The organism is Turicibacter sp. T129, from assembly GCF_025594975.1.
Taxonomy (GTDB): domain Bacteria; phylum Bacillota_I; class Bacilli_A; order MOL361; family Turicibacteraceae; genus Turicibacter; species Turicibacter bilis.
The window spans coordinates 1-26476 of sequence record NZ_JAMQUU010000021.1 but is presented as its reverse complement, the minus strand read 5'-3'; the positions used below and the strand labels follow the sequence as shown (position 1 = coordinate 26476).

Here is a 26476-nt window from a genome sequence, read left to right as displayed (position 1 = left end):
TAAAGAAAATAGGATTAGTTTGATGGGGATAATCTTGGTTAATTTTAATATTTTATACACTGACTTTAAGCTCTAATAAACGTCGAGTTTTATGAGGATAGGCTATATCTTTACCATTCAAAAGCTTTAACGATAGAAGATTTAGAACACTTTATAGTGAAAGAATAAAAACTCAAAAAATGGTCAATGCTATTAGTAACTGTTAGTTGTCTGAGGTGATCAAAGTGGTTGTTAATTTATTCTTATTGCTATCGATATCCATTCTCTTATTATTTTTTATTAATCAACTACGTATCACTCAGATTTCACCAGAGCATCTATTTTCTTGGCTGAAGTGGTATGGACTATGTTTGATTGTTTATTATGTTTTATCTTCGAATCAATATTATTTTGAGCGAATGAATTATTTATTAGTAGATGTCGTGAACTTAAGCGTTCTAATTATCATTTCTTTTGGCATGATGATTTATGTTCATCAATACTGTATTGATAAAGAGAGAGAAAATAAATTAAAAGAATTGGCTATTGCTTACGCACTGTTGAAGAAGGAAGAACAGGATCGAGAAGCTGAATCTTTTAAAAAAGAATAAAAAGATAGTTTTAAACTATCTTTTTTAAATTGTATAATGGTAATTAAAGTTACATTATCGGAGGTTTTTTATGAAGAAGATTACACTTGATAAACAATTAAAGGAGAAAGTTCCTGGTTACTGTTTAGCCATCATGTCTTTTGATACAGAAGTGACACCAACACAGGAGTCATTAAAACAAGAGATGGAACAGCTAGAAAAAGAGATGATGGAACAATTAACGCTAGAGACGCTGTTAAAACAACCACGTATTGCGGCAGCTCGTGCCGGATATAAAGCATTAGGGAAGGATCCGTCACGTTATCGTCTATCAACAGAAGCTTTACTTCGTCGTTTAATTAAAGGTAATGGGCTTTACTTTGTTAATAATGCTGTGGATATTGGAAATGTTTTATCAGCTCGAACGCAACGTAGTGTGGCTGTATTAGATGAAGATAAGATTCAAGGAGATATTTTGATTCGTATTGGCCAGGATGAACCTTATGAAGGAATTGGTCGTGGAAATATTAATATTGAAAATATCCCAGTGTATTGTGACGAATTAGGTCCATTTGGAACACCGACATCCGATACACCTCGAACTCGTATTACAGAAGAGACGAAAACTATTTTATTATTCATTACATCATTTAATGGGACGGATGGTTTATTACAGGATGTTGAATTAGCTAAAGACTTATTCTCAAGATTTGGTCAAATGACGAATTTTTCACTGGAAATAGTGGAATAATGTTACTATGTATTCTAGACTTGTGATATAATCTAAAAATAGATTTTTATATATTAAAGGCGCAATATTTGCATTAGTTTTGAATTTTAGCGAGGTGTTTTTTATGGAAATGGTCAATGAAAATTCAAACTTCATTAAGACGATTATGAAAGAAGACTTAGAGAGTGGTAAGCACAAAGAAATTATTACACGCTTCCCTCCAGAACCAAATGGTTATTTACATATTGGTCACGCGAAAGCCATTTTAACAAACTATTTATTAGCTAAAGAGTTCGGTGGAAAAATGAACCTTCGCTTTGACGATACGAATCCCGTTAAGGAAGATGAAGAATTTGTTCAAGGGATTATCAATGATATTAAATGGTTAGGTGTTGAATATAACGAATTATTATTCGCATCTGATACATTCGAGAAAATGTATGAGCATGCTGTTGAATTAATCAAAAAAGGTAAGGCATATGTTGATGATCAAACACCTGAGGAAATGCGTGAAAACCGCGGGACATTAACTCAACCTGGTGTTGAATCACCTTATCGTAATCGCTCTGTTGAAGAAAACTTAGAGTTATTCGAAAACATGCGTAAAGGTGTTTACAAAGATGGAGAAAAAGTATTACGTGCTAAAATCGATATGGCTTCTCCTAATATGAACTTACGTGACCCTGCATTATATCGTATTTTACATACAACTCACCATAATACAGGTGATAAATGGTGTATCTATCCAATGTACGACTATGCTCATCCATTAGAAGATGCATTTGAAGGAATTACTCACTCATTATGTTCATTAGAGTACGAAGATCACCGTCCACTATATGATTGGGTAATTGAAAACTGTGAAACAGAAGCAAAACCTCGCCAAATTGAATTCGCTCGCTTAAACATGAAGAATACAATCATGTCGAAACGTTATTTAAAACAATTAGTGGATGAAGGTGTTGTTGATGGATGGGATGACCCACGTATGCCAACGGTAGCGGGATTACGCCGTCGTGGTTATACACCAGAAGCAATTACAAACTTTATCCAAGAAGTTGGATTATCAAAAGCTGTAAGTACAGTTGATCCACAAATGTTAGAACACTTCATTCGTGAAGATTTAAAATTAAAAGCTCCTCGTACAATGGCTGTTTTACGTCCATTAAAAGTTGTTATTACTAACTATCCAGAAGGACAAGTTGAATATTTAGATGCTGAAATCAATCCAGAAGTGCCAGAAATGGGAACTCGTCAAATCCCGTTCTCACGTGAAATCTATATTGAGCAAGAAGATTTCATGGAAAATCCAGTTCCGAAATACTTCCGCTTATTCCCTGGAAACGAAGTTCGTTTAAAACATGCTTACTTCATTAAATGTACTGATGTCATTAAAGATGAAGAAGGAAATATCGTTGAAATTCATGCAACATATGATCCAGAAACGAAATCAGGATCAGGATTTACAGGACGTAAAGTAAAAGGAACGATTCACTGGGTAGATGCAACACATAATATTCCAGCTGATTTCCATTTATATGAACCGTTATTAATTGAAAATGAAGAAACTGAAGGATTACCATTCTTAGAGCGTATCAATAAAAACTCTGAAGAAGTTGTTCAAGGATTCGTAGAAGAAAATATGAAAGATGTTCAAGCACATGACAAATTCCAATTCTTCCGTCACGGATACTTTAATGTTGATCCAAAGCGTACAAAAGATGGTAAGTTATCATTTAATCGTATTGTTTCATTAAAATCAAGCTTCCGTATCTAATTGATATAACTGCGTATATAACTAAAACTCGTAGATTAATGTGTTATATTAATCTGCGATTTTTTTATGTTAAGAAGTAAATTAAGTTTTTTTGTAGTATTTTGATGAAGAAAAAGTAAAGTGCAAAAATTGCATAAGCTTACTTTATTTTTGCTAGACTAATAAATATGTCTGTTTTATGATAATATTCTCAAAAAATGGCTGATAACAAACGAATGTTTGTTTAATTTAGGCTATAAAATTGCTATAATAAAACAGATTGTATTTATCATTAGTAAAATTAAAAATGAGATAGATAAGTCTCAGTAAATTTTATGTATCACAAAATTTTTAGGGCCTAGCAGTTGAGGATTAATACTTCGAATGGCAGGGACCCACTGAGATTATAGGATGCCTTGAATGGCATGAGCTTTAAACATTTAGTTTGCAACAGTGAATGTAGAAAACATTTCTGTATATAAGTCCAGATGAGTTTTTTATAGTGTAAAAACTTTTATCTGGACTATAGTCTGCTTTAATATCAGAGCGGTTAATGAATTAAGATAGATACAAAATTGTAAAATATATTTCTGTATCTATATAGATGAAATTTTTTATAGAGGTGAGATGATGAGTCAATTATTAGATAAAATGAATCCCCAACAAAAGGAGGCTATTCTAACCACTGAAGGTCCATTATTAGTAATGGCGGGGGCAGGTTCAGGGAAGACACGTGTATTAACCCATCGTATTGCATATTTAATGTCTGAAAAGCAAGTATCGCCGTATAATATTCTTGCAATTACGTTTACAAATAAAGCTGCTCGCGAAATGAAAGAGCGTGTTGAAAAGTTAATTGGTGAGCGTGGAAAAGATGTTTGGATTTCAACGTTTCACTCAATGTGTGTTCGTATTTTAAGACGTGATATTGATTTAATTGGTTATGATTTGAATTTCGGTATTTTAGATGATGCCGATCAATTAAGTGTTATTAAGACAGTGATGGAAGACTTAAATTTAGATCCAAAACGCCAATCACCAAAATATTTTTTATCGCAAATTAGTAATGCTAAAAATGAACTGAAGACACCAAGTGATTTAAATAAAGAGTTTGAAAATGAAGATGTGATTCGTGTTTATGAAAAATATCAGCAAACATTATTTAAAAATAATCGTGTTGATTTTGATGACTTATTAATGCTAACAGTTCATTTATTTGAAAAACATCCTGAAGTTTTATCATTCTATCAAAATAAGTTCCAATATATTCACATCGATGAGTATCAAGATACGAACCATGCTCAGTATAAGATTGTTACATTATTAGCTGAGAAGTTCCGTAATATTTGTGTCGTTGGTGACTCGGATCAGTCTATTTATAGTTGGCGTGGAGCGAATATTGAAAATATTTTATCATTTGAAAGTGATTATCCAGATGCATCAGTTGTGTTATTAGAACAAAACTATCGTTCAAAACAAATGATTCTAAATGCTGCAAATGATGTGATTAAAAATAATAGTGGCCGTCGTGATAAGCAGTTATGGTCTGATCGTGGAGAAGGCGAAGCCATTGAATATCATCGTGCCTCTGATGGAGATGTTGAAGCAAATTATATTGCAGATAAGATTGCATATATGCGACGTGATGCTTGTGATTATCATGATTTTGCTGTTTTGTATCGTACGAATTCTCAATCACGTGCGATTGAGCAGGCATTGCTCCGTCAAAATATTCCATATCGATTAGTTGGTGGACAGAGTTACTTTAAGCGTAAAGAGATTAAAGATTTAATGGCGTATTTACGTTTAATTTGTAATCCAGATGATGATTTATCGTTTGTTCGTGTCGTTAATGAACCAAAGCGTGGAATTGGAGCAGCCTCAATTGATAAATTATCACATTTTGCAGCGGAGTCAGAGTTATCACTGATGTCATCTATTCAAGATGCAACGGGTGTAGTTGCTAAAGCAACGTTAAATAAATTAATGGATTTCAAAACAATGATTTATATGCTTCGTGCACAAATTGAGGATCATTCGTTAGCAAGTTTTATTGATTTAGTGTTAAGTCAAACAGGATATTTAGAAATGTTAGAGAATGAAAATACGATTGAAGCAGACAGTCGAATTGATAACTTAGGTGAGTTTAAATCAATGGCTACGCAATTTGAAGATGTTGATTTAGATGAAATTTTAGCAGAAGAAGAAAGTGAAGAACGTGCAGATGATCTTCCGACGATGACCAAGTTAATTATTTTATTAAATGATTTAATGTTACAAACTGATACAGAAACTGAAGAAGAAGCCAATGAATCAAAAGTCACACTTATGACTATTCATGCGGCTAAAGGGTTAGAGTTCCCAGTTGTCTTTATTTGTGGATTTGAAGATGGAATCTTCCCACTTCGTTCAGCGATTGAACAAGGAGCGGATGATTTAGAAGAAGAACGTCGTTTAGCATATGTTGCGATTACTCGTGCAGAAGATCTTTTATTCATTACAAATGCACAAAGTCGCTATCAATACGGAATGCGTTCAGCCAATCCTGAGTCCATGTTCATTCGTGAAATTTCAGAAACTTATTTAAATAAGACAGGAATTGAATCACGTCCACGTCCTTCATTTACTTTAAAAGAAGCGATGGAATCAAAAGCACCAAAACGTCAGATTAAAACAGTTAGTTTAAATTCAGGATCGTCTTGGAATAGTGGAGATAAGGTCGAGCATGACACATTTGGTGAAGGTGTCGTCGTTGGAGTGAAAGGTGAAGTGATTTCAATTGCCTTTAGTGCTCCACATGGAATTAAGAAGTTAATGGGATCACATCCAGCATTAAAGAAACGTTCATAATGAAATGAGTGGTAAAAGGAGGATGTCGTTATGTCTAAACAACGTGTCGAAGAATTAACGAAGTTGTTAAATCAATACAATAAAGAATACTATGTGCTTGATAAGCCAAGCGTAAGTGATCGTGAGTATGATCGATTAATGCAAGAGTTAATAGAATTGGAAGCACAATATCCAGAATTAAAATCATCAACTTCTCCAACTGTTCGTGTTGGAGGAGCGATATTAGAAGGATTTAATAAAGTTCAACACGAAAAACCGATGCTTTCATTAGGGAATGCGTTTAATGAAGGTGATTTACGTGATTTTGATGCACGTATTCGAAAAGTATCACCTAATATTTCTTATGTATGTGAATTAAAAATTGATGGATTAGCTGTTACGTTACACTATCGTGATGGACAGTTTGTTAAAGGAGCAACGCGAGGAGATGGAGTGGTAGGAGAAGATATCTCTGAAAACTTAAAAACAATTCAAACGATTCCTCTACATATTCCATATAAAGATCCTCTAGAGGTACGTGGGGAAGTTTATATGTCAAAGGCAACACTTGATAAGTTAAATAAACAACGTGCTGAAAAAGGAGAAGAATTATTTGCGAATCCTCGTAATGCGGCAGCGGGATCATTACGTCAATTAGACTCTCGTATTGCAGCAAAACGTGAATTAGCGATGTTTTGCTATGCTGTCCCGAGTGCTGAAGAGTTAGGGTGTCAGACGCATGATGAGAGCTTACAAAAGATTGAAGAGTTAGGGTTTAATGTGAATCCTAACCGTGAAGTTTGTGACTCAATTGATGGCGTATTAGCTTATATTGAAAAGTGGTCAACTAATCGCTTTGATTTACCGTACGAAATTGATGGTATTGTGATTAAAGTCAATCAATTAAATGAACAACAAAAGTTAGGATCAACAGTGAAAAGTCCACGTTGGGCGATTGCGTATAAATTCCCAGCAGAAGAAGTGGAGACTATTCTGAAAGATATTATTTTTACTGTTGGTCGTACAGGAATGGTAACGCCTAATGCAGTATTAGAACCTGTTCGTGTTGCTGGAACACGTGTCAGTCGTGCGACGTTACATAATGAGGACTATGTTAAGGAGCGCGATATTCGTATTAATGACCGTGTCATTATTCGGAAAGCAGGAGAAATTATACCAGAGGTTGTTAAACCGGTTATTGATGCGCGTCATGGAGATGAAGCACCATTTGAAATGATTCAAGACTGTCCGCGTTGTGGTAGTGAGCTGATTCGTGAAGCAGGAGAGGCGGATTACTACTGTTTAAATATTGATTGTCCTGCACGTATTGTTGAGAGTTTATGTCATTTTGTTTCTCGTGATGCTATGAATATTGATGGTTTAGGTGTGAAAGTGGTTGAACAACTATATGATAACCAGTTAATTGAAAATGTAGCTGACATTTATAAATTACAAAAAGAACAACTATTACCTCTTGAACGTATGGGAGAGAAGAAGGTAACGAATTTATTAACTGCTATTGAAAATAGTAAACAGAATAGTTTAGAAAGATTATTATTTGGTTTAGGTGTTCGTCATGTTGGAAGTAAGACGGCAAAAGTATTAGCTGCTCATTTTGAAACGATTGATGCTTTAATGCAGGCAACGTTTGATGACTTCAAAGGAATTGCTGAAATTGGAGATGTAATTGCTAATAGTATTGTTCACTATTTCACGCAGGACGCTAATGTTCAATTAATTAATGAATTAAAAGCGTTAGGATTGAATATGAGTTATACAGGTGTTAAAGTTTCTACTGCTAATGAAGCAAATGAATTTTATGGAAAAACAGTTGTTTTAACAGGAACGTTAGCAACACTATCTCGTAAAGAAGCGGGTGTGAAATTAGAGGCTTTAGGTGCTAAAGTTTCAGGAAGTGTGAGTGCTAAAACGGATTTCTTAGTTGCTGGAGAAAAGAGTGGATCAAAACTTAAAAAAGCACAAGAACTTGGTGTGACAGTGATTGATGAAGAAATGATGTTAAAAATGCTTGGTGAATAGGAGGGTTTCAATGAAGCGTATTTATGTGTTGATGGTTAGCTTTCTATGCAGTTTAGTGGTGTTAATAGGGTGTTCTGCTCCTCCTGTACCACCTGTTCAAGAAAATATGACTGAAGAAGAAATGTTAACAAAGCAGTTGTTATCAAATGAAGCAACAAGTGAGTATTATCGTACGATGCTTCCTTATAAGACGAGTCCAACGCGTGGATTAGTTTATTCAAGATATTCAAAAATGAAGAACCGTTATGATATTGACACGTTTGATTTAGCGTTAATGCGTGAATCTCAATCTTATTTTGATCCAAAAGAGGTTTACTTCCAAGAAGGGCAAATTTTAACGAAGCCAATTGTTCAACAGCTATTGGCAAAGAAGATGACAGCTGTTGAGTTAGAAAAAGAATTGGAATTAGATCCAGACTATGTGGATATTGGTTTAAATCCAGCTAACGATGAAATCATTAATATCGACGGGATAGATGTTAATCCAGTCTATCTAGCTTATTTATTAGAACAAAACTATGTGGTTCAAAGTGAAGATGAGACAGTTCTAGAAGGGGTAACGATAGGGTTGGCATTGAATCCATATCAAACATGGAAAAATGAGTTGGAATATGATCAAACGATTGTCTTGGATGAGAATACATTAATTGAAAAGGGAAAAGAGATTGCTCAACGTGTGATTGATATTTTAAGAACACAAGAGCAATTTGAAACCGTTCCAATTATGATTGGATTATATATTGTGCAAGAAGAAAGTGCCGTGACTCCAGGACATATGGTAGCCAAAACATTGGTTGGGGAAAAAAATTCACAAATTAAGAATTGGGAAAAAGTTAATGAGAAGTATTATTTATTGCCAGATAACAATACATTAGCTTTTGATTCAAATTTATCAAACCAATTTAGTGCCTTTAAGCAAGTGATTAAAGAATATTATCCACATTATTATGGAATTATCGGGATTGCTCATTTTATGGATGATAAGTTAACAAATTTAGAAATTACGGTAAATATCGATTTTTATGGGTTAGCTGAAAAGCTATCTTTCCACCAATTGTTAGCACAGTTAATTCCAGAATCATTTTCACCTGAATATAATATTGATGTTGTTATTCGTTCAAGTGAAGAAATTTATGGTGTTTTAAAGCGTCCAGCTAATGAAAGAGAAGTTACTTTGAAATTAACAAGTTGGGAATAGGAAGTTATACGGGAAGAGGATGAAATGAAAAGATTATTTTGGCGTTTAACCATGATGTTTTGGACTATATTTTGTGTTGTAATACTCTCGTTTGCTTTAACTTTTTATTTGAATTATGAAAAGAATTATTCTCAACGACTTTTTGAGATTGATCAAGATGTAAATCGTATTGGAATGGAAATGGATGCTAATACTAGAGAATATATCCGATTAGTAAAATCTGAAGAGTATAAATTATTAAAGATTCTTAAAGAAAACTTACAGTTGATTGAATCATTAAATAATGATGATATTGAACGTTTAATTGATGAGTTTGTACCTGGTGGTTCAATGCCGCCACAAGAAGATAGAGCCTTCTATCTTGCATACTTAAAAACAATAGACATCATCAATGATACCTTGGATCAAACTAAGAAACTTTATCGAGAAGATTATAAGATTATCGATTTTAAATTTATTCCATTCTATTGTCATGAATGTAACAGGGAGAGGTTACAGCAAAAATTAAACACATTAGATATAGTTAAGATGGACGAAAATTTATATCTTGTAAATGAGGAAGATCGTCAAAATACTACTTGGTCAGTCTATCAACTAGTACAATACAACGATCAAATATTAGGATATATTCGTTTTTCTTACGAGACTTTAACATCAGAACAATTCGTTTCTCAAGAAGAGCGTTTTACTCGAAGTTTGTACTATATAGGTAATCATTTATATAATGAAAATAATCTCCCTTTTGAGATTCAGCAAAAGTTAGAGAGTGCAGATTTTGAGCAAGCTTCTCAAATTTTGAAAGATGAAGGATATTATATTAATCGGTATATTTCTGAGAATAATAATGTAAAAATGATTTACTATCAACTGAATCGCTCTTTAACTGGGTCAGTCCTTGAAGAGACGATTAGTTTATTTGAATTTAGTACCATTCTATTGATTTTTTTATTTTTACTTGTTTCTTATATCTTATTTGTGGTCATTATTAGACCTTGTTATTTGTTGATTGAGTATGTAAAACGTTGTGGAGAAGGAGATTACACTGTACCACGTAATCTAAGTTCAATTTGGAAACCTTCATTTTTGATGGTGCGAAATGCTTATTTAGAAAATGAGCGGTTATTAAATGTAAAAGATAAACAGAGCCAAGAATTAGAATTTGCTTGGAAGCGTGCACTTGTAGCAAGCCAGGCTAAAACTCTCTTTTTAGCTAAGGTTTCACATGAGTTAAAGACACCATTAAACGCAATAAAAGGATACATTCAACTTTTAAAGCTAAGTATTGATCAACCTAAACAAAGAAAGCAATTAGAGATTATTGAATACTCGAGTGATTTATTGTTAAGGCATGTTAATGAGTTATTAGATTTCTCAATGATTGAAGATGGGAAAGTTAAATTAGGTATTGAGAAGATTGATATTTTCCAAACTGCTGATAAAGTTGAAGAGTTATTTCTTGTTGAAGCGGCCAATAAAGGGATTGATTTTAATCTTATTGTAGATGAAAAAATTCCTCATGAATTATATGGTGATGAGGGTCGTATTAAGCAGATTATTATTAATCTAGTTTCAAATGCGATTAAATTTACTGAAAGTGGAGAAATTAGAGTTATCTTTGAATTAGATTATCAAAACGAAACAGATGCTTATTTAAGTATTAAAGTTCAAGATACAGGTAAGGGGATTGCATCCCATAAGTTAGAATCTATTTTTGAGGCATTTACGCAGGAAAATAATACGATTTCAAGACGTTTTGGAGGAACAGGATTAGGGCTTAGTATTTCTAAACGTTTAGCTGAAGCAATGGGTGGGAGATTAACAGTAGAAAGTGTAGTCGATGTCGGATCGACATTTACATTATTTTTACCATTTTCAAAATATTTAGCTGAAGAAGATGAATCTTAACTCAGAAGTCATGAGGTGAATTAAAATGAACGATAAAATTATCGTGAAAGGTGCAAGAGAACAGAACTTGAAAAATATTGATGTTGAAATTCCACGAAATCAATTAGTTGTTTTGACAGGATTATCAGGTTCAGGGAAGTCATCACTTGCTTTTGAAACAATTTATGCGGAAGGGCAACGACGTTATGTAGAAAGTTTATCAGCCTATGCCCGTCAGTTTTTAGGGAATATGGAGAAACCAGATGTCGACTCGATTGAAGGATTATCTCCAGCCATTTCAATTGATCAAAAAACAACTAATCGTAATCCACGTTCAACGGTTGGAACTGTAACTGAAATTTACGATTACTTACGTTTATTATTTGCTCGAATAGGGAAGCCTGTGTGTCCTGTACATGGGGTTGAAATTCAGGCACAATCAGTTGAACAGATGGTTGATCGCTTGTATCAATATCCTGAGCGTACACGTATGCAAATTTTAGCTCCAATGATTGTTGGAAAAAAAGGAACACATGCCAAAGTATTTGAGCAGTTAAAGAAAGATGGATATGTACGTGTTCGAGTCGATGGTGAGATGCTCGATCTAGATGAGGAAATAAATTTAAATAAGAACAAAAAGCATACGATTGAAGTAATCGTTGACCGTATTGCATTAAAACCAGATGCAAGTGCAAGGATAGCTGATTCACTTGAAACAGCTTTAAAACTTGGAAGTGGAAAAGTACTGGTTGATGTAATTGGTGAAGAAGAGTTAATCTTTAGTGAACATTTTTCTTGTCCATATTGCGATTTCTCAGTTGGAGAGTTAGAGCCACGTATGTTTTCATTTAATTCACCATTTGGGGCTTGTTCTGAATGTGGTGGATTAGGTGTCCAAAAGAAAATTGATGTTGACTTATTAATTCCCGATCCAAAGCTATCAATTGCACAGGGTGCTATTCGTGGATGGGAAAAAGAAGAGAATTATAGTCGAAAATTATTAGATACTGTTTGTCGACATTATAGTATTGATTTAGATAAACCATTCGAGCAATTAACAGATAAAGAGAAGAATATTATCTTATATGGAACAAATGAACCTATTCATTTTCAGCTACAGTCTGAAAGTGGAATTAAACAAGAAAAAGTCGATACGTATGAAGGGGTTATTAACAACTTAGAGAGACGTTATATGGAGACAAGCTCTTCATTTATGCGTGAATGGATTGAAGGATTTATGTCCGATTTAACATGTAACAAATGTCATGGAAAACGTCTTTCGGAGCAAGCTTTATCTGTTTTAATTGATGGAAAGAATATTAATGATTTTACTGATTTATCTATTCAAGAAGCATTAGATTTTATTGAAAACTTAAATTTAAGTGAAAAAGATAAAGTAATTGCAAATTTAATCTTGAAGGAAATTAAAGAGCGTCTAAGTTTTTTAGTTAATGTAGGGTTAGATTACTTAACCTTAAATCGTTCGGCAGGTTCGCTTTCAGGTGGAGAAGCACAGCGTATCCGATTGGCTACTCAAATTGGGTCACGTTTATCAGGTGTCTTGTATGTTTTAGATGAACCTTCAATTGGATTACATCAACGTGATAATGACCGCTTAATTGAAACACTTAAATCAATGCGAGATTTAGGAAATACATTGATTGTTGTGGAGCATGATGAGGATACGATGATGGCTTGCGATTATTTAATTGATATTGGCCCAGGTGCTGGTATACATGGTGGTCAAATTGTGGCACAAGGAACACCAGAAGAAGTGATGCAAAATGAAAAATCGATTACTGGTCAATATTTAAGTGGAAAGAAACAAATCTACTTACCAAAAGAACGACGAAAAGGAAATGGTAACTTTATTGAAATTAAGGGAGCTAAAGAAAATAATTTAAAAAATGTGAATTTATCTATTCCAATGGGTGTGATGAATGTTGTAACTGGAGTTTCAGGTTCGGGGAAATCAACGTTGATTAATGATATTTTATATCGTTCAATTGCTTCGAAACTTTATCGTACAAAAGAGAAGCCAGGACAACATAAAGAGTTAAAAGGAATGGAGTATATTGAGAAAATTATCGATATTGACCAATCACCAATTGGTCGTACACCGCGTTCAAATCCTGCCACATATACTGGTGTGTTTGATGATATTCGAGATTTATTTGCTTCAACAAATGAAGCGAAGGTTCGTGGGTATCAAAAAGGTCGCTTTTCGTTTAATGTTAAAGGTGGACGTTGTGAGTCTTGTCGAGGAGATGGGGTGTTAAAGATTGAAATGCACTTCTTACCGGATGTCTATGTTCCGTGCGAAGTTTGTCATGGAAAGCGATATAATCGCGAAACATTAATGGTGACATATCGTGGTAAAAATATTGCGGATGTTTTAGACATGACCGTGGAAGATGCTTATGAATTCTTTGAACATCACCCTAAAATTGCACGTAAATTAAAAACATTATGTGATGTAGGGCTTGGGTATTTAAAATTAGGTCAACCAGCGTCAACGCTATCTGGAGGAGAGGCACAGCGTGTTAAATTAGCTTCAGAATTACATCGACGTATTACGGATAAAACTGTTTATATTTTAGATGAGCCGACGACTGGTTTACATATCGAAGATGTTAAACGATTGTTAAAAGTTCTAAATCGTATGGTTGAAGAAGGAGCAACAATCATCATTATTGAGCATAATTTAGATGTGATTAAAATGGCAGATTATATTATTGATTTAGGACCTGAAGGTGGAACACGCGGAGGAACAATTGTTGCGAAGGGAACACCTGAGGAAGTTGCTAATGTAGAAGGTTCTTATACAGGAAAGTATTTAAATAAAATTTTAACTCGCGATCGAAAGCGTCAGATGAACTAATAAAAACCCTATCTATTTAATAGATAGGGTTTTTATTAGTTTATAGAAATACTCAATTACTAGATAGGGGTAGTCATTTTTTATATTGTAACAAATGTTACTGCTTCTATAGTTATTCTGTACTCAGACTTTAATTATGACGGGATTGATATCAATCATTTATCAATGTATAAAAGCTTGAATATTTAATTATATCTTGAACAAGTAATCCATATAATTTGGGAGATTTTCATTGTATAAGGATATATGTTTTAATACCATAATATAGAGCTAATAGAAGGATCTAGTTTTTTCTTGATTTGACAAACTTGTTTAACAAAATAAGGGAAAATAGCGAAAAACGAACAAATTGTGTTTTTTTGCCTTAAAAATATGTTCTTTATGTATAAAAAATGTATTAAACTGAACTTTAGACTGGCTTGGCGGTTGACCTTCTTTTTGCCCACGTGCTATGATAAGCACGTCGTAAGCTCACTCTAGAAAGATTACTTGCTTGTTTATCGGACGTAAAGAAGGAGGTGAACTGTTGCTAAAAGGCTCACCCCCATATGAATGGTATGGTAGTTATTTTAGGCAACAGGCGCATGAGATGAAACGAGATCTAATTGCATTTATTATGTCATTATGCGTAATTGTAGTTGGAATCTACGCTGTCATGCAATCCAACTTGAAGGAAGTAAACATCAATGATAATGGAGAGCTGAATACATTCACCACATATCAGCAAACGGTGGATGGCTTGCTTAAAGAGCAAGGAATAAGAGTTGGAAATTTCGATGATATGAATGTAAGTTTTGACGATCAAGTCTACGATGGAATGGACATCGAGATTAATCGTGCACAATCCGTAGTTATTAATGATGGCGGAATCAAAACTTTAGTCATGACAACAGAATCAACAGTAGACGATGTATTAAAACAACGTAGTATTGAACTAAGTTCAAATGATGAGATTTCAGTCGCTAAAACTTCTTTAGTTGAAGGAGATATGGAGATTGAAATTACACGTGTAGAAAAAGCATACGAATCAGTGTTTGAAGAAATAAATTTAGATACAGAGTATGTTTACACAGACGACATTCCACAAGGGGAACAAGAAGTATGGAATGAAGGTTCGCCAAAAGTAGTCGAACACGTCATCGAAAAGGTTTATAAGAATGGAGAACAGGTCGAAGAAACTGAAGTAAAGGCGAATGTAGTTGACGAAGGTCAAACTAAAACGATTGCAATTGGAACGGGTCCAATTACATCTTTCGTTGCTAATATGACTGCATATGATACAAACTGTGCAGGATGTGGAACACGAGTTGCGTGTAAACCATACCCAGATATTAGCTCAACCATTTACTATAATGATAGTACATATGGTTCAGTTCGTATTGTTGCCGCTGGACAAGATTATCCATGTGGAACAATTGTAGATATTGATGGTATTGGTAAAGCGATTGTTTTAGATCGCGGAAGTGCCATTACTGGAAATGATTTAGATTTACTGGTCAACACAAATCCATGGGATTTTGGCCGAAAGTACAAACAAACTAAAGTCCTCAGATTGGGCTGGTAATCTTTCGTTTACGGAGCGTAGTAGCCGTTTAAATTTTATATGCTTATAGAGGGATGGACAGTTAGTGAAAGTTCTTACGACAATCAATAATTTAGGTCATTAGCTGAAGCTATAAAAGGTGAATACGTGTTTTCGTAAATATTCTGAAAAAGTCCGCTGACTTTAACGACGATCGGTTAAAGTTAGCGGGCTTTTTTATATATATAAGTCCAGATAAGTTTTTCAGATCATAAAAACTTTTATCTGGACTATAGGATGCTTTTGTATTAAAGTAATTCACTAACTAAGGCTAGTGTAGAATTATAAAATACATTTCTATTTCTATATAGTTACCAAAATATTGAGTGAATAATTCATATTAATGAAATCCTTAAATATGAATTCAATTTACAACAATTACTAAAAATGTTGTGATAGAGTTGACTTATGATACAATAGAGTTGGCTAGATTGAGGAGGGTGTAGCATGGATCAAAAGAAGGATCTAAATTCAAATCATGAAATAATTGATGAACAAGAAGTGATTGAAAATCTTTTAGATGGAAATGCTAAGCAAAGTAATAGTCAAAAACAAAAGGGTCCTGAAGATATAAAGCAACCCCAAGTTATTTATACAAAACAGGTTGGCTGTTTTGATATGAGGTCAATTGGCATTAATCTAATTGTTTATACATTAGTTTTAATGGTAACGAGTGGATGGTTTCAAGGGTTTTATATTGCTAGTTTTTGGGATGCCTTAAATACAGCGATAGTTATGACCGTTTTAAATATTATTTTAAAGCCGATTATTGTCATTTTAACTTTACCATTAACCATCATGACCTTTGGACTATTTTATGTTGTGGTGAATGGATTTTTACTCTGGGTTGCAGATTATTTAATGGGACCTTCATTTGAGATTAATTCTTTTGGGCTAGCTATTTTAGCTTCAGTCTTTATTTCATTGTTACGAATGGGAATTAATCACTATATTTTAAAGGAAGATTCTTTAAAAATTAATATCTAGTCACACATGAATTATCAACACATGTTATGATTAGACGGAATTCTCTAATAGTCATTAGACATGTAATCAAATTTTGGTGGTGAATAAGTTATGAATGTAGTAACAGTTCAGGATTTAGTACAAGAATTAAAATTAGAGGTTGTAACGGAAAATCTTTCGTTAGATCGTCCAATCACAGAACAAATGTTATCTCGTCCTGGGATGGAGTTAACAGGTGTTGTTGAGTACTTCCGAGATAGTGCTAAACGTCGTGTTCAAATTATTGGGACAAAGGAGTGGTTATATCTTCAATCACTAGAGAGTGAGGTTCGTCGTGAACGAGCTCGTGTATTGTTTACAGATGAAACGCCAGTTATTATCTTTTCTAAAAACTTTGAGATCCCGCAAGAGATGATTGAACTATCAGAACAAACGAAAGTTCCTTTATTACGAAGTGAGAAGGAAACAACAGTATTATTCACAGCAATCTCAAACTATTTAGAAGAAGCTTTATCTCCAATTGAATCAGTACATGGTGTATTAGTCGATGTAAATGGGATTGGGGTATTAATTACAGGAAAAAGTAGTATCGGGAAGAGTGAGACAGCTTTAGAATTAATTCATCGTGGACATCAATTAATTGCTGATGACCGTGTAGATATCTTTGAGAAAGAGCCAGGACTTGTTGTTGGACGAGCCCCAGAGTTATTACAACAATTCATCGAAGTACGTGGGATTGGGATTATTAATGTTGTAGAAATGTTTGGAGCTCGTGCTTACCGTCATAAAAAGCGTGTAACATTAATGATTGAATTAGAGGACTGGAATAACGAGAAAATCTATAATCGTATTGGATTATCAGATGAAACAACACGTCTGTTTAATACTGATATTACAAAGATTACAATTCCAGTACGCCCAGGACGTTCAATTGCTTCATTAATTGAAGTAGCAGCAATGAATCATCGCTTAAAAGTCATGGGGTATAACGCAGCAGAAGCATTTACAAATCAATTAAATCAATATATACAAACCAAGAGTAATAGTTAGTTCAGGTGAGGACATAGGAGCCTCACTTTTAAACTAATTAAAAATGGAGGAGATAGGTGTGGATCATTCAACGATTGAACCTTTAAATCGTGTGTTTTTACAACTAGGGCCAATAACAATTTACTGGTATGCCGTATTCATTATGTCCGGCGTAGCTTTAGGTCTTTTCTTAGCTATTAGAGAAGGAAAGAAAATGGGAATTAACTCAGAATTCTTTTATGATTTGGTTACTTACGGGTTACCTATTTCTATTATAGGAGCACGAATTTATTATGTTGCTTTTAGCTGGGATTACTATTCGTCACATCCAGAAGATATTATTAAGATTTGGCAAGGTGGAATTGCGATTCATGGAGCCATTATTGCAGCCTTTATCTTTGGATATTTCTTCTGTAAAAAACGTAAAGTTTCTTTTTGGCTAGTGGCAGATATTGCTTCAGTTAGCTTTATCATTGCACAAGCAATTGGTCGCTGGGGAAACTTTATGAATCAAGAGGCTCATGGGGGTGTTGTTCCTGGGGCTACCTTAGATGCTCAACGTGAATTTTTACAATCTTTGTTTATTCCAGATTTTATTGTAAATAATATGTATATTAATGAAGCCTATTATCATCCAACCTTCTTATATGAATCGTTATGGAATATGGTCGGATTCTTATTTATTGTCTTTGTTTTAAGAAAGTTACCGAAATTATTAGTGGGAGAAATTGCAGCTTTTTATGCGGTCTGGTATTCCATTGGACGATATATGGTTGAAGGGATGCGTACTGACAGCCTAATGTTAACAGAATCAATTCGTATGGCCCAATTTATTTCAATTACAACTATTGTATTAGTTCTGATTCTTGTCATATATAGACGCCTTGCCAAGAAGAACTTAATAACATATCAAAGTTTCTATGTGAAAAACAGTCATAAAGAGTAGAAAAATAAAATATGATAAGATAGAGATTAATAATCGAGGAGGAACAAATGCTAAAAGCTATTTTGTTTGATTTAGATGGAACGCTATTAAACACGAATAATCTTATTTTTAATTCTTTTTGCCAAGCGTTTGAAGAACTCCTTTCTGATCGCACATTGAGTGATGAAGAGATTATCGATTGTATTGGTCCAACGCTTCAACAGACAGGTGAAAAATATTGTCCGGAAAATCCGGAAAAGTTTGTTGAATGTTATCGTAAATATTATCAAAATAATCATGATGAGATGATTGAAGTCTTTCCAGGTGTTATTAAAATGCTAGAGAGTTTAAAAGGATTAGGATTAACATTAGTCATCGTCACCTCAAAGAAGCGTGATATGACGCTTAAAGGATTAAAATGCCTGAAGATGTTTGATTACTTTGATTTAATTGTTTCATCTGACGATATTCTTCATCCAAAACCACATCCTGAACCGATTGAAACAGTTTTAAAATATTATCATTTAAATCGAGATGAATGTTTGATGGTTGGCGATAATTCACATGATATTGAATGTGCGAACCACGCAGGAGTTAAAAGTGTTGCAGTTGGGTGGGCGATGCGAGGTGCAGATTATTTGAAAACCTATAATCCTACTTATATAATAAATGAAGCAAAAGACTTACTAAATGTTGTGAAAAAGGAAGGTGTTTAGAATGGAAAAGATTTATGATTTAGCGATTATCGGCGCTGGTCCTGCAGGAATGACAGCAGCTATTTATGCAGCTCGTGCTAGTTTATCTGTTGTGATGATTGAACGTGGAGCACCAGGTGGCCAAATGGTGAATACATTTGAGATTGAAAACTATACAGGATTTGAAAAAATTTCGGGTCCAGATTTATCGATGAAAATGTTTGAACATGCTCAAGCGGCAGGGGCAGAATATGCATATGGAAATGTAGAAAATGTTACAGTTGCTGAGGACGGAACAAAAATTATTGATTGTGGTGACCATACAGTTCGTGCGAAAACAATTATCGTTGCAACAGGAACAAAACATCGCTTATTAAATGTCCCAGGTGAAAGTGAGTTATCTGGACGTGGAATTTCTTGGTGTGCTGTCTGTGATGGAGCATTCTTCCGTGGGAAAAAAGTTGTTGTGATTGGTGGGGGAGATTCGGCTGTTGAAGAAGCTATTTATTTAGCTGGATTAGTAGAGAAGGTAACAGTTATCCACCGTCGTGATGAATTACGTGCTCAAAAAATCTTACAAGAGCGTGCTTTTGCTGATGATAAGATTGAATTTGTTTGGGATTCAGTTGTTGAGTCATTTGAAGAAACGAATGGGAAATTAGGAGCAGTAAAAGTTAAGAATGTTAAAACAGATGAAGTTTCTGATATTGAAGCAGAGGGTGCCTTCATTTATATTGGATTAGATCCAATTACAGATATGATTAAAGAATTAGAAGTAACAGATGAGGCTGGATATATCACAGTTGATCATGCAATGATGACGCCTGTTCCTGGAGTATTTGCAGCGGGAGATGTTATTAGTAAAGAACTTCGCCAAGTAGTAACTGCTGTTAATGACGGTGCAATTGCAGCTCAGTCTGCTTTCAAATATATTGAAACAAATCTTCGATAGTAATTAGAGATTATTAATAACTAACAAACACATCGCAAAATTAAATGTATCCTTTATATTAAGAAATTAATAAAAGTAATAAAAAGAAAACTTATAATCACTATTCATTTGATTACTAAGTTTTCTTTTTTATTTTTTGATAAAGAGGAGTGATAAAGTGGAATTTGTATTGGATGCATTCATCGATGCGCTAAAAATATGGCCGTTATTGGTTATAGTTTATGTTGTTTTTGAATTTATGGGAAATCAACGAACAACGTATTTAAAAAATCATCGTCTTGGTCCGGTACTTGGAGCTATTGGTGGATGTATTCCTCAATGTGGGGCTTCAGTAGCCGCTTCAAGTTTATATGCAGCTGGGAGCATTACGCTTGGAACGTTATTATCCGTTTTTATTTCAACTTCTGATGAGGCCATTCCGCTAATGTTAACGTATCGGGATCAAGGGGCGTTTATTATTTTATTGTTAGTGGTAAAGATTATTTATGCTATTTTGATTGGTAGCTTTGTGGATAAAGTTTTTGATGTCAAACCGAAGAGAAATACGTATAGCTTATTAAAGTGTTCAAAGGCATGTGATTGTCATGAATCTAATATAGTTATGAGTGCGATCCGTCGTTCATTAAAAGTAGTTGTCTTTTTATTTATTATGACTTGTTTGATGAATGTAGTTATTTGGGTTATTGGAGAGAATGTGCTTGAGCAGTGGTTGTTGAGAGCATATAAATGGCAACCTTTTATTTCAGCAGCTATTGGTTTAGTTCCTAATTGTGTTTCATCTATCTTGATTACGCAGCTTTACCTTGAAGGGATGATTAGTTTTGGAGCAGTTGTCGCGGGACTCTGTACAGGGGCAGGAGCAGGTTTATTAGTTTTATTTAAGGAAAATAGACCGATCTCGGAAAATTTAAAGATTGTTTGCGTGTTATACGTATTGAGTGTGGTTATTGGAGTGATATTAAATTGTTTAGTGATATTGAGTTAAAAGAATAATCATTGTATTAATTTTAACATATAATGTATAGTTGTTTTAGTATGATTATTTTTCTAATCACATGTAAATAGTACAGAGAAGTATACCATTCACTTGAGTCCACTATCATTTTTTCTATTTTCTTATTTATATGTTATAATATTCATAATGAAAGAGGGTGAAACGATGCGTGTAGCAAATAGTTTATTATTGAAAGATGATAAGATACTTCTTTTATTTAAACAAAGTCGACAAAAGTGGTTTTTACCAGGTGGAAAAGCTGAGTTTAGTGAAAATGTGCTTCAGACAGGTTGCCGTGAATTTTTTGAAGAGACAGGATTAAAGTTACAGAATGTGGAGCTAGGGGCTGTGACAACAGTTGTTGTTGAAGAAGAATCTAATCAAAAAGAATGGATGTTGTATACGATTAAAGGAACAGATGCAACTGGCGTGTTGAATAAGGTAAATCGTGAGGGAACGTTAGAGTGGCACGATATTGATAAAATTGATGAGTTACCGATGTTTGAAGGTGATCGTTTCATTATTAAGCATTTAATTAGTCATAATGGGCCGATGGTATCAACACAATTTTACACACCTTCGTATGATTTAATTAAAATTATATCAAGTTATGATGTTACGGTAGAAGCAGCGATTTAAATATTTTCAATAGAGGAAAGGGTATATCTAGATGAAAAAGATTAATTTATTAATTGTAACTGGAATGAGTGGCGCTGGAAAAAGTGTTGTATTAAATAGTCTAGAAGATGTTGGATATCATTGTATTGATAATTTTCCACCTAAATTGTTACCTAAGTTAACTGATTTGATTATGGGAACAAGTGAGCATGACGTTAATTTAGCTGTGGTTATTGATTTAAGATCATTAGATTTTGATTCCATTGATGAGATGTTATACTTTTTACAAGATAGTCATTTTGTTAATGTTCATGTTTTATATTTAGATGCTGATGATGCAACTTTAGTCAAGCGTTATAAAGAAACAAGACGCACACACCCATTATCACGTGATACAAATTTATTAGATGGTATTCATACTGAACGAGAATTATTAAAGCCGATCTTAGATATTTCAGATTTCAAGATTGATACAACAGGAGTAGCAGCTAAAGATTTAAAACAACAAATTATTACAAAGTATGGAAATATTGATAATGATTATTTCAGTGTGACTTTCATGTCATTTGGATTTAAACACGGAACACCAATTGACACGGATATTATGTTCGATGTTCGATTCTTACCGAATCCATTTTATATTGAATCAATGCGTCCACAAACAGGGTTAGATGAAAGTGTTTATGAATATGTTATGAGCTTTGAGGAAACAACGACGTTTTTAGCCAAGCTAATTGATTTGTTACAATTTTTAATTCCTAAGTATAAAGCTGAAGGGAAGTCGCAAGTGATTATTGGAATAGGATGTACAGGAGGACAACATCGTTCGGTAGCAATTGCGGAATATTTATCACATGCATTTGAAAATGATTATAAAACAAATGCAACACACCGCGATATTCACCGTGCGCATAAAAAGTAGGGGGAATAAGTATGGCAGAATATGATTTAAAAGTAGCGGTCATTGGTGGAGGAACCGGTTTATCAACTATTTTAAGAGGATTAAAAAGATACCCTATCGATATAACCGCAATTGTAACAGTAGCGGATGATGGAGGAAGTTCGGGTAGTTTAAGAACTGATTTTGATGTTCCCCCCCCAGGAGATATTCGAAATGTTTTAGTTGCTTTATCTGAAGTTGAACCGCTTGTACAAGAGTTATTTCAGTATCGTTTTACGGGAGAGACAGATTTAGCAGGGCATCCAACTGGAAACCTATTAATTGCAGCGATGACGAATATTACAGGAGATTTTGCTTCGGCTATTCAAAAATTAAGTGAGGTTTTAAAAGTTAGAGGGCGTGTGTTACCAGTATGTAACACTCCATTGTGCTTGTGTGCCGAGTATGATGATGGTACAATCATTCAAGGCGAATCGCTCATTCCTACAATCGAAAAAAAAATTAAACGCGTTTATTATACAAAAGAAGATGCAAGAGCTCTTGATGAGGCTGTGGAGGCTATTATGGAAGCCGATTTAGTCTTATTAGGACCAGGAAGTTTATATACGAGTATTATTCCAAACTTGTTACTAGTTGAAATTTCGGAAGCACTTGTAAAAACATCCGCAGAATGCGTGTATTGTTGTAATATCATGACTCAGCCTGGAGAAACGACAGGATATAGTGCATCTGATCATGTGCTTGCACTTCATGAGCATGCAGGACATGCATTTATTGATAAAATCATTGTGAATGATGAAGAAATTGATGATGAAACTTATGAGCGTTATTGTGATCAACATTCTGATGTCGTTTTAATAGATGAAAAAAAATTACATAAAATGAATATTGAAGTTATTAAAAGTCGTTTAGTTTCTTACAATAATGTAGGTGAAGTTCGTCATAATACGAAAAAAGTAGCAGCGACTATCTTTTCGTTATTATTAGATATAGAGGAAAAAAGGGAGGGGTGATACAATGTCATTCGCTTCTGAAACGAAAAAAGAATTAGTTCAAATCCAGTCAGACGATTGTTGTGCGAAAGCAGAATTATCAGCCCTTATTCGAATGAATGGAGTTATTTCATTATCAAATAAAGGTTTAGTTCTTGATTTCGCAACAGAAAATGCAGCTATTGCACGTCGAACGTTACAATTAATTAAGCAATTATTTGATACTGAGGTTGACTTATTATCGAGAAAGAAGATGCAACTTAAGAAGAATAATGTTTATATTATTCGCATTAAGAAAAATGCTCGTGACATTGCAACTGAATTAGGAATTATGTCTGATACGGGATTTGTTTTAGGCATTGCTAAAAATTTAATTGAGTATGATTGTTGTAAGCGAGCGTATATGCGTGGAGCTTTTTTAGCAGGTGGTTCTGTTAATAATCCTGAAACGTCTTCATACCATTTTGAAATTTTTACACTAGATGAAGAGCATGCAGAGGATTTGAAAGACTTGTTAAATGTGTTTGATTTGAATGCGCGTGTGTTGCAACGTAAAAAAGGATACATCACTTATATTAAAGAAGCAGAAAAAATTAGTGATTTCTTACGTGCAATTGAAGCGTATAATGCAGTGTTAAACTTTGAAGATGTTCGAATTTTTAGAGATATTCGTAATTCAGAGAATCGTCTCAATAATTGTGAAATTGCGAATGAAACTAAAACCATTGCAGCTGCTCAGCGTCAAATTGATAATATTGAACTAATTGACCTTGTTTATGGAATAAATTCGTTACCAGAACGTTTGCAGTATGTCGCCAATTTGCGATTAGAGTTTCCTGAGGAAAACTTAAGTTATTTGAGTGAAATTGCTACGGAACGCGGGATGAAGTTGACTAAGTCAGGGATCAATCACCGTATGCGTAAATTATCAGAAATGGCTGAGGAAATTCGTGAAAATCAACAAAAACGTTCAGAAGAAAATTAAAACTAAAGCGAGATGATTCTTATTAATCGTTTCAACTTAGAAACAGAAGATTAAGCCTTATTTGTAATATTTAATTATGGATAAGGTTTTTATTATATACAATGATAACTGCATATAATAATATAATTCGCTCATACTAAAGATGATTTTGCACAAAAATAACAACCGCTTACATTAGTGATAATCTTGTACTTGTGAATTAAAGTTTAGTATACTATAAATTAGATAAGATGAAGGAGGTAACATTATGACTAAAAAACCTGTAGCATTAATTATTTTAGACGGTTTTGGTTTACGCGATGAAACAGCTGGAAATGCAGTTAAAGCAGCTAAAATGCCAAACTTAGATCGTTTATTCAATACATACCCTCATAATACATTAGAGGCGTCTGGATTAGGTGTTGGATTACCAGAAGGACAAATGGGTAACTCAGAAGTAGGTCACTTAAACTTAGGTGCTGGACGTATTGTTTATCAATCATTAACTCGCATTAACTTAGCAGTTAAAAACGGTGAGTTAAAGAATGATCCAGTTATCGCTGAAGGATGCAAGCATGCATTAGAAAATGATAAAAAAGTTCACGTGATGGGATTATTATCTCCAGGTGGAATTCATTCTCACAATGAACATATCTATGCATTAGTTGAAGCTGCAAAAGCTCAAGGTGCAAAAGAAGTTTATGTACATGCATTCTTAGATGGGCGTGACACTGCTCCAAAATCAGCTTTAGAATACGTAGAAGCTTTAGAAGCTAAATTAGCTGAAATCGGAATTGGAAAAGTAGCAACTGTTTCAGGACGTTACTATTCAATGGACCGCGATAAAAACTATGATCGTACTCAATTAGCTTACGATGCAATGACTCAAGGAACAGGTGAAAAATTCGAATCAGCTAAAGCTGGTGTGGAAGCTTCTTACAAAAACGATATCTTAGATGAATTCGTTGTTCCATTCGTTGTTGATGCAAATGGATTAATTCAAGATGGAGATACAGTAATCTTCGCTAACTTCCGTCCTGACCGTGCACAACAAATCGCAATCGCTTTATCAAATCCAGAAAACGTAGCGAACTATGCTAAAGAAGGTAAGCCAGCATTAGATCCATCTAAAGGACCTAAAGATGTTTACTTCATCTCAATGATGTCTTATGGAGATGCTGTTAAAGGACCAGTTGTCTTCGGATTACAAGATTTAGCTAACACTTACGGAGAAGTTATCTCAGCAAACGGATTAAAACAATTACGTATCGCTGAAACTGAAAAATACGCTCACGTAACATTCTTCTTCGACGGTGGAGTAGATAAAGAAATCGAAGGAGCAACTCGTGTATTAATTAACTCGCCAAAAGTTGCAACTTATGATTTAAAACCTGAAATGTCAGCTTACGAAGTAGCAGACGCTTGTGTTGCTGAAATCAACAAAGATATTCATGATACAATCATTTTAAACTTTGCTAACCCAGACATGGTTGGACACACTGGAGTATTCGATGCAACAGTTAAAGCATTAGAAGCTGTAGATGAGTGTTTAGGTAAAGTAGTAGATGCAATCATCGCTAAAGGTGGAGTTGCAATCATCACTGCTGACCATGGAAACGCTGAAAAATTAGAAGATGAAAATGGTGGAGCTTACACAGCTCATACATCTAATCCTGTTCCAGTAATCGTAACTAAAGAAGGAATCGAATTACGCGACGGTGGAAACTTAGGAGATTTAGCTCCTACAATGTTACAGTTATTAGGTGTAGAACAACCAGTTGAAATGACAGGAAAATCAATTATTAAATAATTGATTTAATAAGTTATAAAAGGACGTTGCTAATGAGCAGCGTCCTTTTTAATGGCTCTTTGTCAACTGGTGTGGGTGAAGAAATTTTATACCTGTAATCGTGAGGGATTAAGCTGCTCATTGAGCAGTTTGATTCCTTTTATTTTTTTGTTCAAAGGTGT

At 34.1% G+C, this 26476-nt stretch carries 20 protein-coding genes; all 20 read left to right on the top strand.

Annotated elements, in window-relative coordinates; translation table 11 throughout:
- Positions 1–224 precede the first annotated feature (224 nt).
- The 20 genes from NEH75_RS04560 to gpmI all read left to right on the top strand — a co-directional run bounded on the left by NEH75_RS04560 (position 225) and on the right by gpmI (position 26315).
- Positions 225–590 carry a hypothetical protein gene (locus tag NEH75_RS04560; protein WP_055241288.1) on the top strand — a complete coding sequence of 122 codons (366 nt, stop codon included), beginning with the start codon at positions 225–227 and terminating at the stop codon, positions 588–590.
- Between the two features lie 70 nt (positions 591–660).
- Positions 661–1320 carry a B3/4 domain-containing protein gene (locus tag NEH75_RS04555; RefSeq protein WP_262948592.1) on the top strand — a complete coding sequence of 220 codons (660 nt, stop codon included), beginning with the start codon at positions 661–663 and terminating at the stop codon, positions 1318–1320.
- 103 nt (positions 1321–1423) lie between these two features.
- The gene (locus NEH75_RS04550; RefSeq protein ID WP_055241284.1) at positions 1424–3076 is read left to right on the top strand and encodes a glutamine--tRNA ligase/YqeY domain fusion protein; all 1653 of its coding nucleotides are present in this window, start codon (positions 1424–1426) and stop codon (positions 3074–3076) included.
- A gap of 609 nt (positions 3077–3685) precedes the next feature.
- Positions 3686–5905 carry a DNA helicase PcrA gene (pcrA, locus tag NEH75_RS04545; protein WP_055304818.1) on the top strand — a complete coding sequence of 740 codons (2220 nt, stop codon included), beginning with the start codon at positions 3686–3688 and terminating at the stop codon, positions 5903–5905.
- A 30-nt stretch (positions 5906–5935) separates the two neighbouring features.
- A complete protein-coding gene (gene ligA / locus NEH75_RS04540) occupies positions 5936–7924 on the top strand; it encodes an NAD-dependent DNA ligase LigA (RefSeq protein WP_212724420.1) in 1989 nt (662 codons plus the stop codon).
- A 10-nt stretch (positions 7925–7934) separates the two neighbouring features.
- Positions 7935–9122 carry a CamS family sex pheromone protein gene (locus NEH75_RS04535; RefSeq protein WP_055304822.1) on the top strand — a complete coding sequence of 396 codons (1188 nt, stop codon included), beginning with the start codon at positions 7935–7937 and terminating at the stop codon, positions 9120–9122.
- Between the two features lie 24 nt (positions 9123–9146).
- Positions 9147–11027 carry a sensor histidine kinase gene (locus tag NEH75_RS04530; protein WP_055304824.1) on the top strand — a complete coding sequence of 627 codons (1881 nt, stop codon included), beginning with the start codon at positions 9147–9149 and terminating at the stop codon, positions 11025–11027.
- A 25-nt stretch (positions 11028–11052) separates the two neighbouring features.
- Positions 11053–13887, top strand: a complete 2835-nt coding sequence (uvrA, locus tag NEH75_RS04525; protein ID WP_055304826.1) for an excinuclease ABC subunit UvrA — start codon at positions 11053–11055, stop codon at positions 13885–13887.
- 526 nt (positions 13888–14413) lie between these two features.
- The gene (locus tag NEH75_RS04520) at positions 14414–15451 is read left to right on the top strand and encodes a 3D domain-containing protein (RefSeq protein WP_237252705.1); all 1038 of its coding nucleotides are present in this window, start codon (positions 14414–14416) and stop codon (positions 15449–15451) included.
- Between the two features lie 465 nt (positions 15452–15916).
- Positions 15917–16456 (top strand): phage holin family protein, encoded by a 540-nt coding sequence (locus NEH75_RS04515; RefSeq protein WP_055241987.1) that lies wholly within the window; start codon positions 15917–15919, stop codon positions 16454–16456.
- A 90-nt stretch (positions 16457–16546) separates the two neighbouring features.
- Positions 16547–17485, top strand: a complete 939-nt coding sequence (hprK, locus tag NEH75_RS04510) for an HPr(Ser) kinase/phosphatase (RefSeq protein ID WP_055241985.1) — start codon at positions 16547–16549, stop codon at positions 17483–17485.
- A gap of 58 nt (positions 17486–17543) precedes the next feature.
- Positions 17544–18410, top strand: a complete 867-nt coding sequence (gene lgt / locus NEH75_RS04505; protein ID WP_055241983.1) for a prolipoprotein diacylglyceryl transferase — start codon at positions 17544–17546, stop codon at positions 18408–18410.
- 47 nt (positions 18411–18457) lie between these two features.
- The gene (gene ppaX, locus NEH75_RS04500) at positions 18458–19105 is read left to right on the top strand and encodes a pyrophosphatase PpaX (RefSeq protein WP_055304828.1); all 648 of its coding nucleotides are present in this window, start codon (positions 18458–18460) and stop codon (positions 19103–19105) included.
- Between the two features lies 1 nt (position 19106).
- A complete protein-coding gene (gene trxB, locus NEH75_RS04495; RefSeq protein ID WP_055241979.1) occupies positions 19107–20036 on the top strand; it encodes a thioredoxin-disulfide reductase in 930 nt (309 codons plus the stop codon).
- A gap of 157 nt (positions 20037–20193) precedes the next feature.
- Positions 20194–21021, top strand: coding sequence for a putative manganese transporter (locus NEH75_RS04490; protein WP_055304830.1), 828 nt, complete (start codon positions 20194–20196; stop codon positions 21019–21021).
- Positions 21022–21195: 174 nt separating this feature from the next.
- Complete coding sequence (locus NEH75_RS04485) at positions 21196–21669, top strand: NUDIX domain-containing protein (protein WP_055241975.1); 474 nt, start codon at positions 21196–21198, stop codon at positions 21667–21669.
- Between the two features lie 31 nt (positions 21670–21700).
- The gene (rapZ, locus tag NEH75_RS04480) at positions 21701–22570 is read left to right on the top strand and encodes an RNase adapter RapZ (RefSeq protein ID WP_055276016.1); all 870 of its coding nucleotides are present in this window, start codon (positions 21701–21703) and stop codon (positions 22568–22570) included.
- An 11-nt stretch (positions 22571–22581) separates the two neighbouring features.
- The gene (locus tag NEH75_RS04475; RefSeq protein WP_055304832.1) at positions 22582–23562 is read left to right on the top strand and encodes a uridine diphosphate-N-acetylglucosamine-binding protein YvcK; all 981 of its coding nucleotides are present in this window, start codon (positions 22582–22584) and stop codon (positions 23560–23562) included.
- A gap of 4 nt (positions 23563–23566) precedes the next feature.
- Positions 23567–24526, top strand: coding sequence for a DNA-binding protein WhiA (gene whiA, locus NEH75_RS04470; protein WP_055276020.1), 960 nt, complete (start codon positions 23567–23569; stop codon positions 24524–24526).
- Positions 24527–24773: 247 nt separating this feature from the next.
- Positions 24774–26315 (top strand): 2,3-bisphosphoglycerate-independent phosphoglycerate mutase, encoded by a 1542-nt coding sequence (gene gpmI, locus NEH75_RS04465; RefSeq protein WP_055276022.1) that lies wholly within the window; start codon positions 24774–24776, stop codon positions 26313–26315.
- The last annotated feature ends 161 nt before the right edge of the window (positions 26316–26476 follow it).

Excerpts from the sequence above, each read along its gene's own strand:
- NEH75_RS04555 (WP_262948592.1), top strand. The coding sequence starts at position 661 with ATGAAGAAGATTACACTTGATAAACAATTAAAGGAGAAAGTTCCTGGT.
- NEH75_RS04550 (WP_055241284.1), top strand. The coding sequence starts at position 1,424 with ATGGAAATGGTCAATGAAAATTCAAACTTCATTAAGACGATTATGAAA.
- pcrA (WP_055304818.1), top strand. The coding sequence starts at position 3,686 with ATGAGTCAATTATTAGATAAAATGAATCCCCAACAAAAGGAGGCTATT.
- ligA (WP_212724420.1), top strand. The coding sequence starts at position 5,936 with ATGTCTAAACAACGTGTCGAAGAATTAACGAAGTTGTTAAATCAATAC.
- NEH75_RS04535 (WP_055304822.1), top strand. The coding sequence starts at position 7,935 with ATGAAGCGTATTTATGTGTTGATGGTTAGCTTTCTATGCAGTTTAGTG.
- NEH75_RS04530 (WP_055304824.1), top strand. The coding sequence starts at position 9,147 with ATGAAAAGATTATTTTGGCGTTTAACCATGATGTTTTGGACTATATTT.
- uvrA (WP_055304826.1), top strand. The coding sequence starts at position 11,053 with ATGAACGATAAAATTATCGTGAAAGGTGCAAGAGAACAGAACTTGAAA.
- NEH75_RS04515 (WP_055241987.1), top strand. The coding sequence starts at position 15,917 with ATGGATCAAAAGAAGGATCTAAATTCAAATCATGAAATAATTGATGAA.
- hprK (WP_055241985.1), top strand. The coding sequence starts at position 16,547 with ATGAATGTAGTAACAGTTCAGGATTTAGTACAAGAATTAAAATTAGAG.
- ppaX (WP_055304828.1), top strand. The coding sequence starts at position 18,458 with ATGCTAAAAGCTATTTTGTTTGATTTAGATGGAACGCTATTAAACACG.
- trxB (WP_055241979.1), top strand. The coding sequence starts at position 19,107 with ATGGAAAAGATTTATGATTTAGCGATTATCGGCGCTGGTCCTGCAGGA.
- NEH75_RS04485 (WP_055241975.1), top strand. The coding sequence starts at position 21,196 with ATGCGTGTAGCAAATAGTTTATTATTGAAAGATGATAAGATACTTCTT.
- rapZ (WP_055276016.1), top strand. The coding sequence starts at position 21,701 with ATGAAAAAGATTAATTTATTAATTGTAACTGGAATGAGTGGCGCTGGA.
- NEH75_RS04475 (WP_055304832.1), top strand. The coding sequence starts at position 22,582 with ATGGCAGAATATGATTTAAAAGTAGCGGTCATTGGTGGAGGAACCGGT.
- whiA (WP_055276020.1), top strand. The coding sequence starts at position 23,567 with ATGTCATTCGCTTCTGAAACGAAAAAAGAATTAGTTCAAATCCAGTCA.
- gpmI (WP_055276022.1), top strand. The coding sequence starts at position 24,774 with ATGACTAAAAAACCTGTAGCATTAATTATTTTAGACGGTTTTGGTTTA.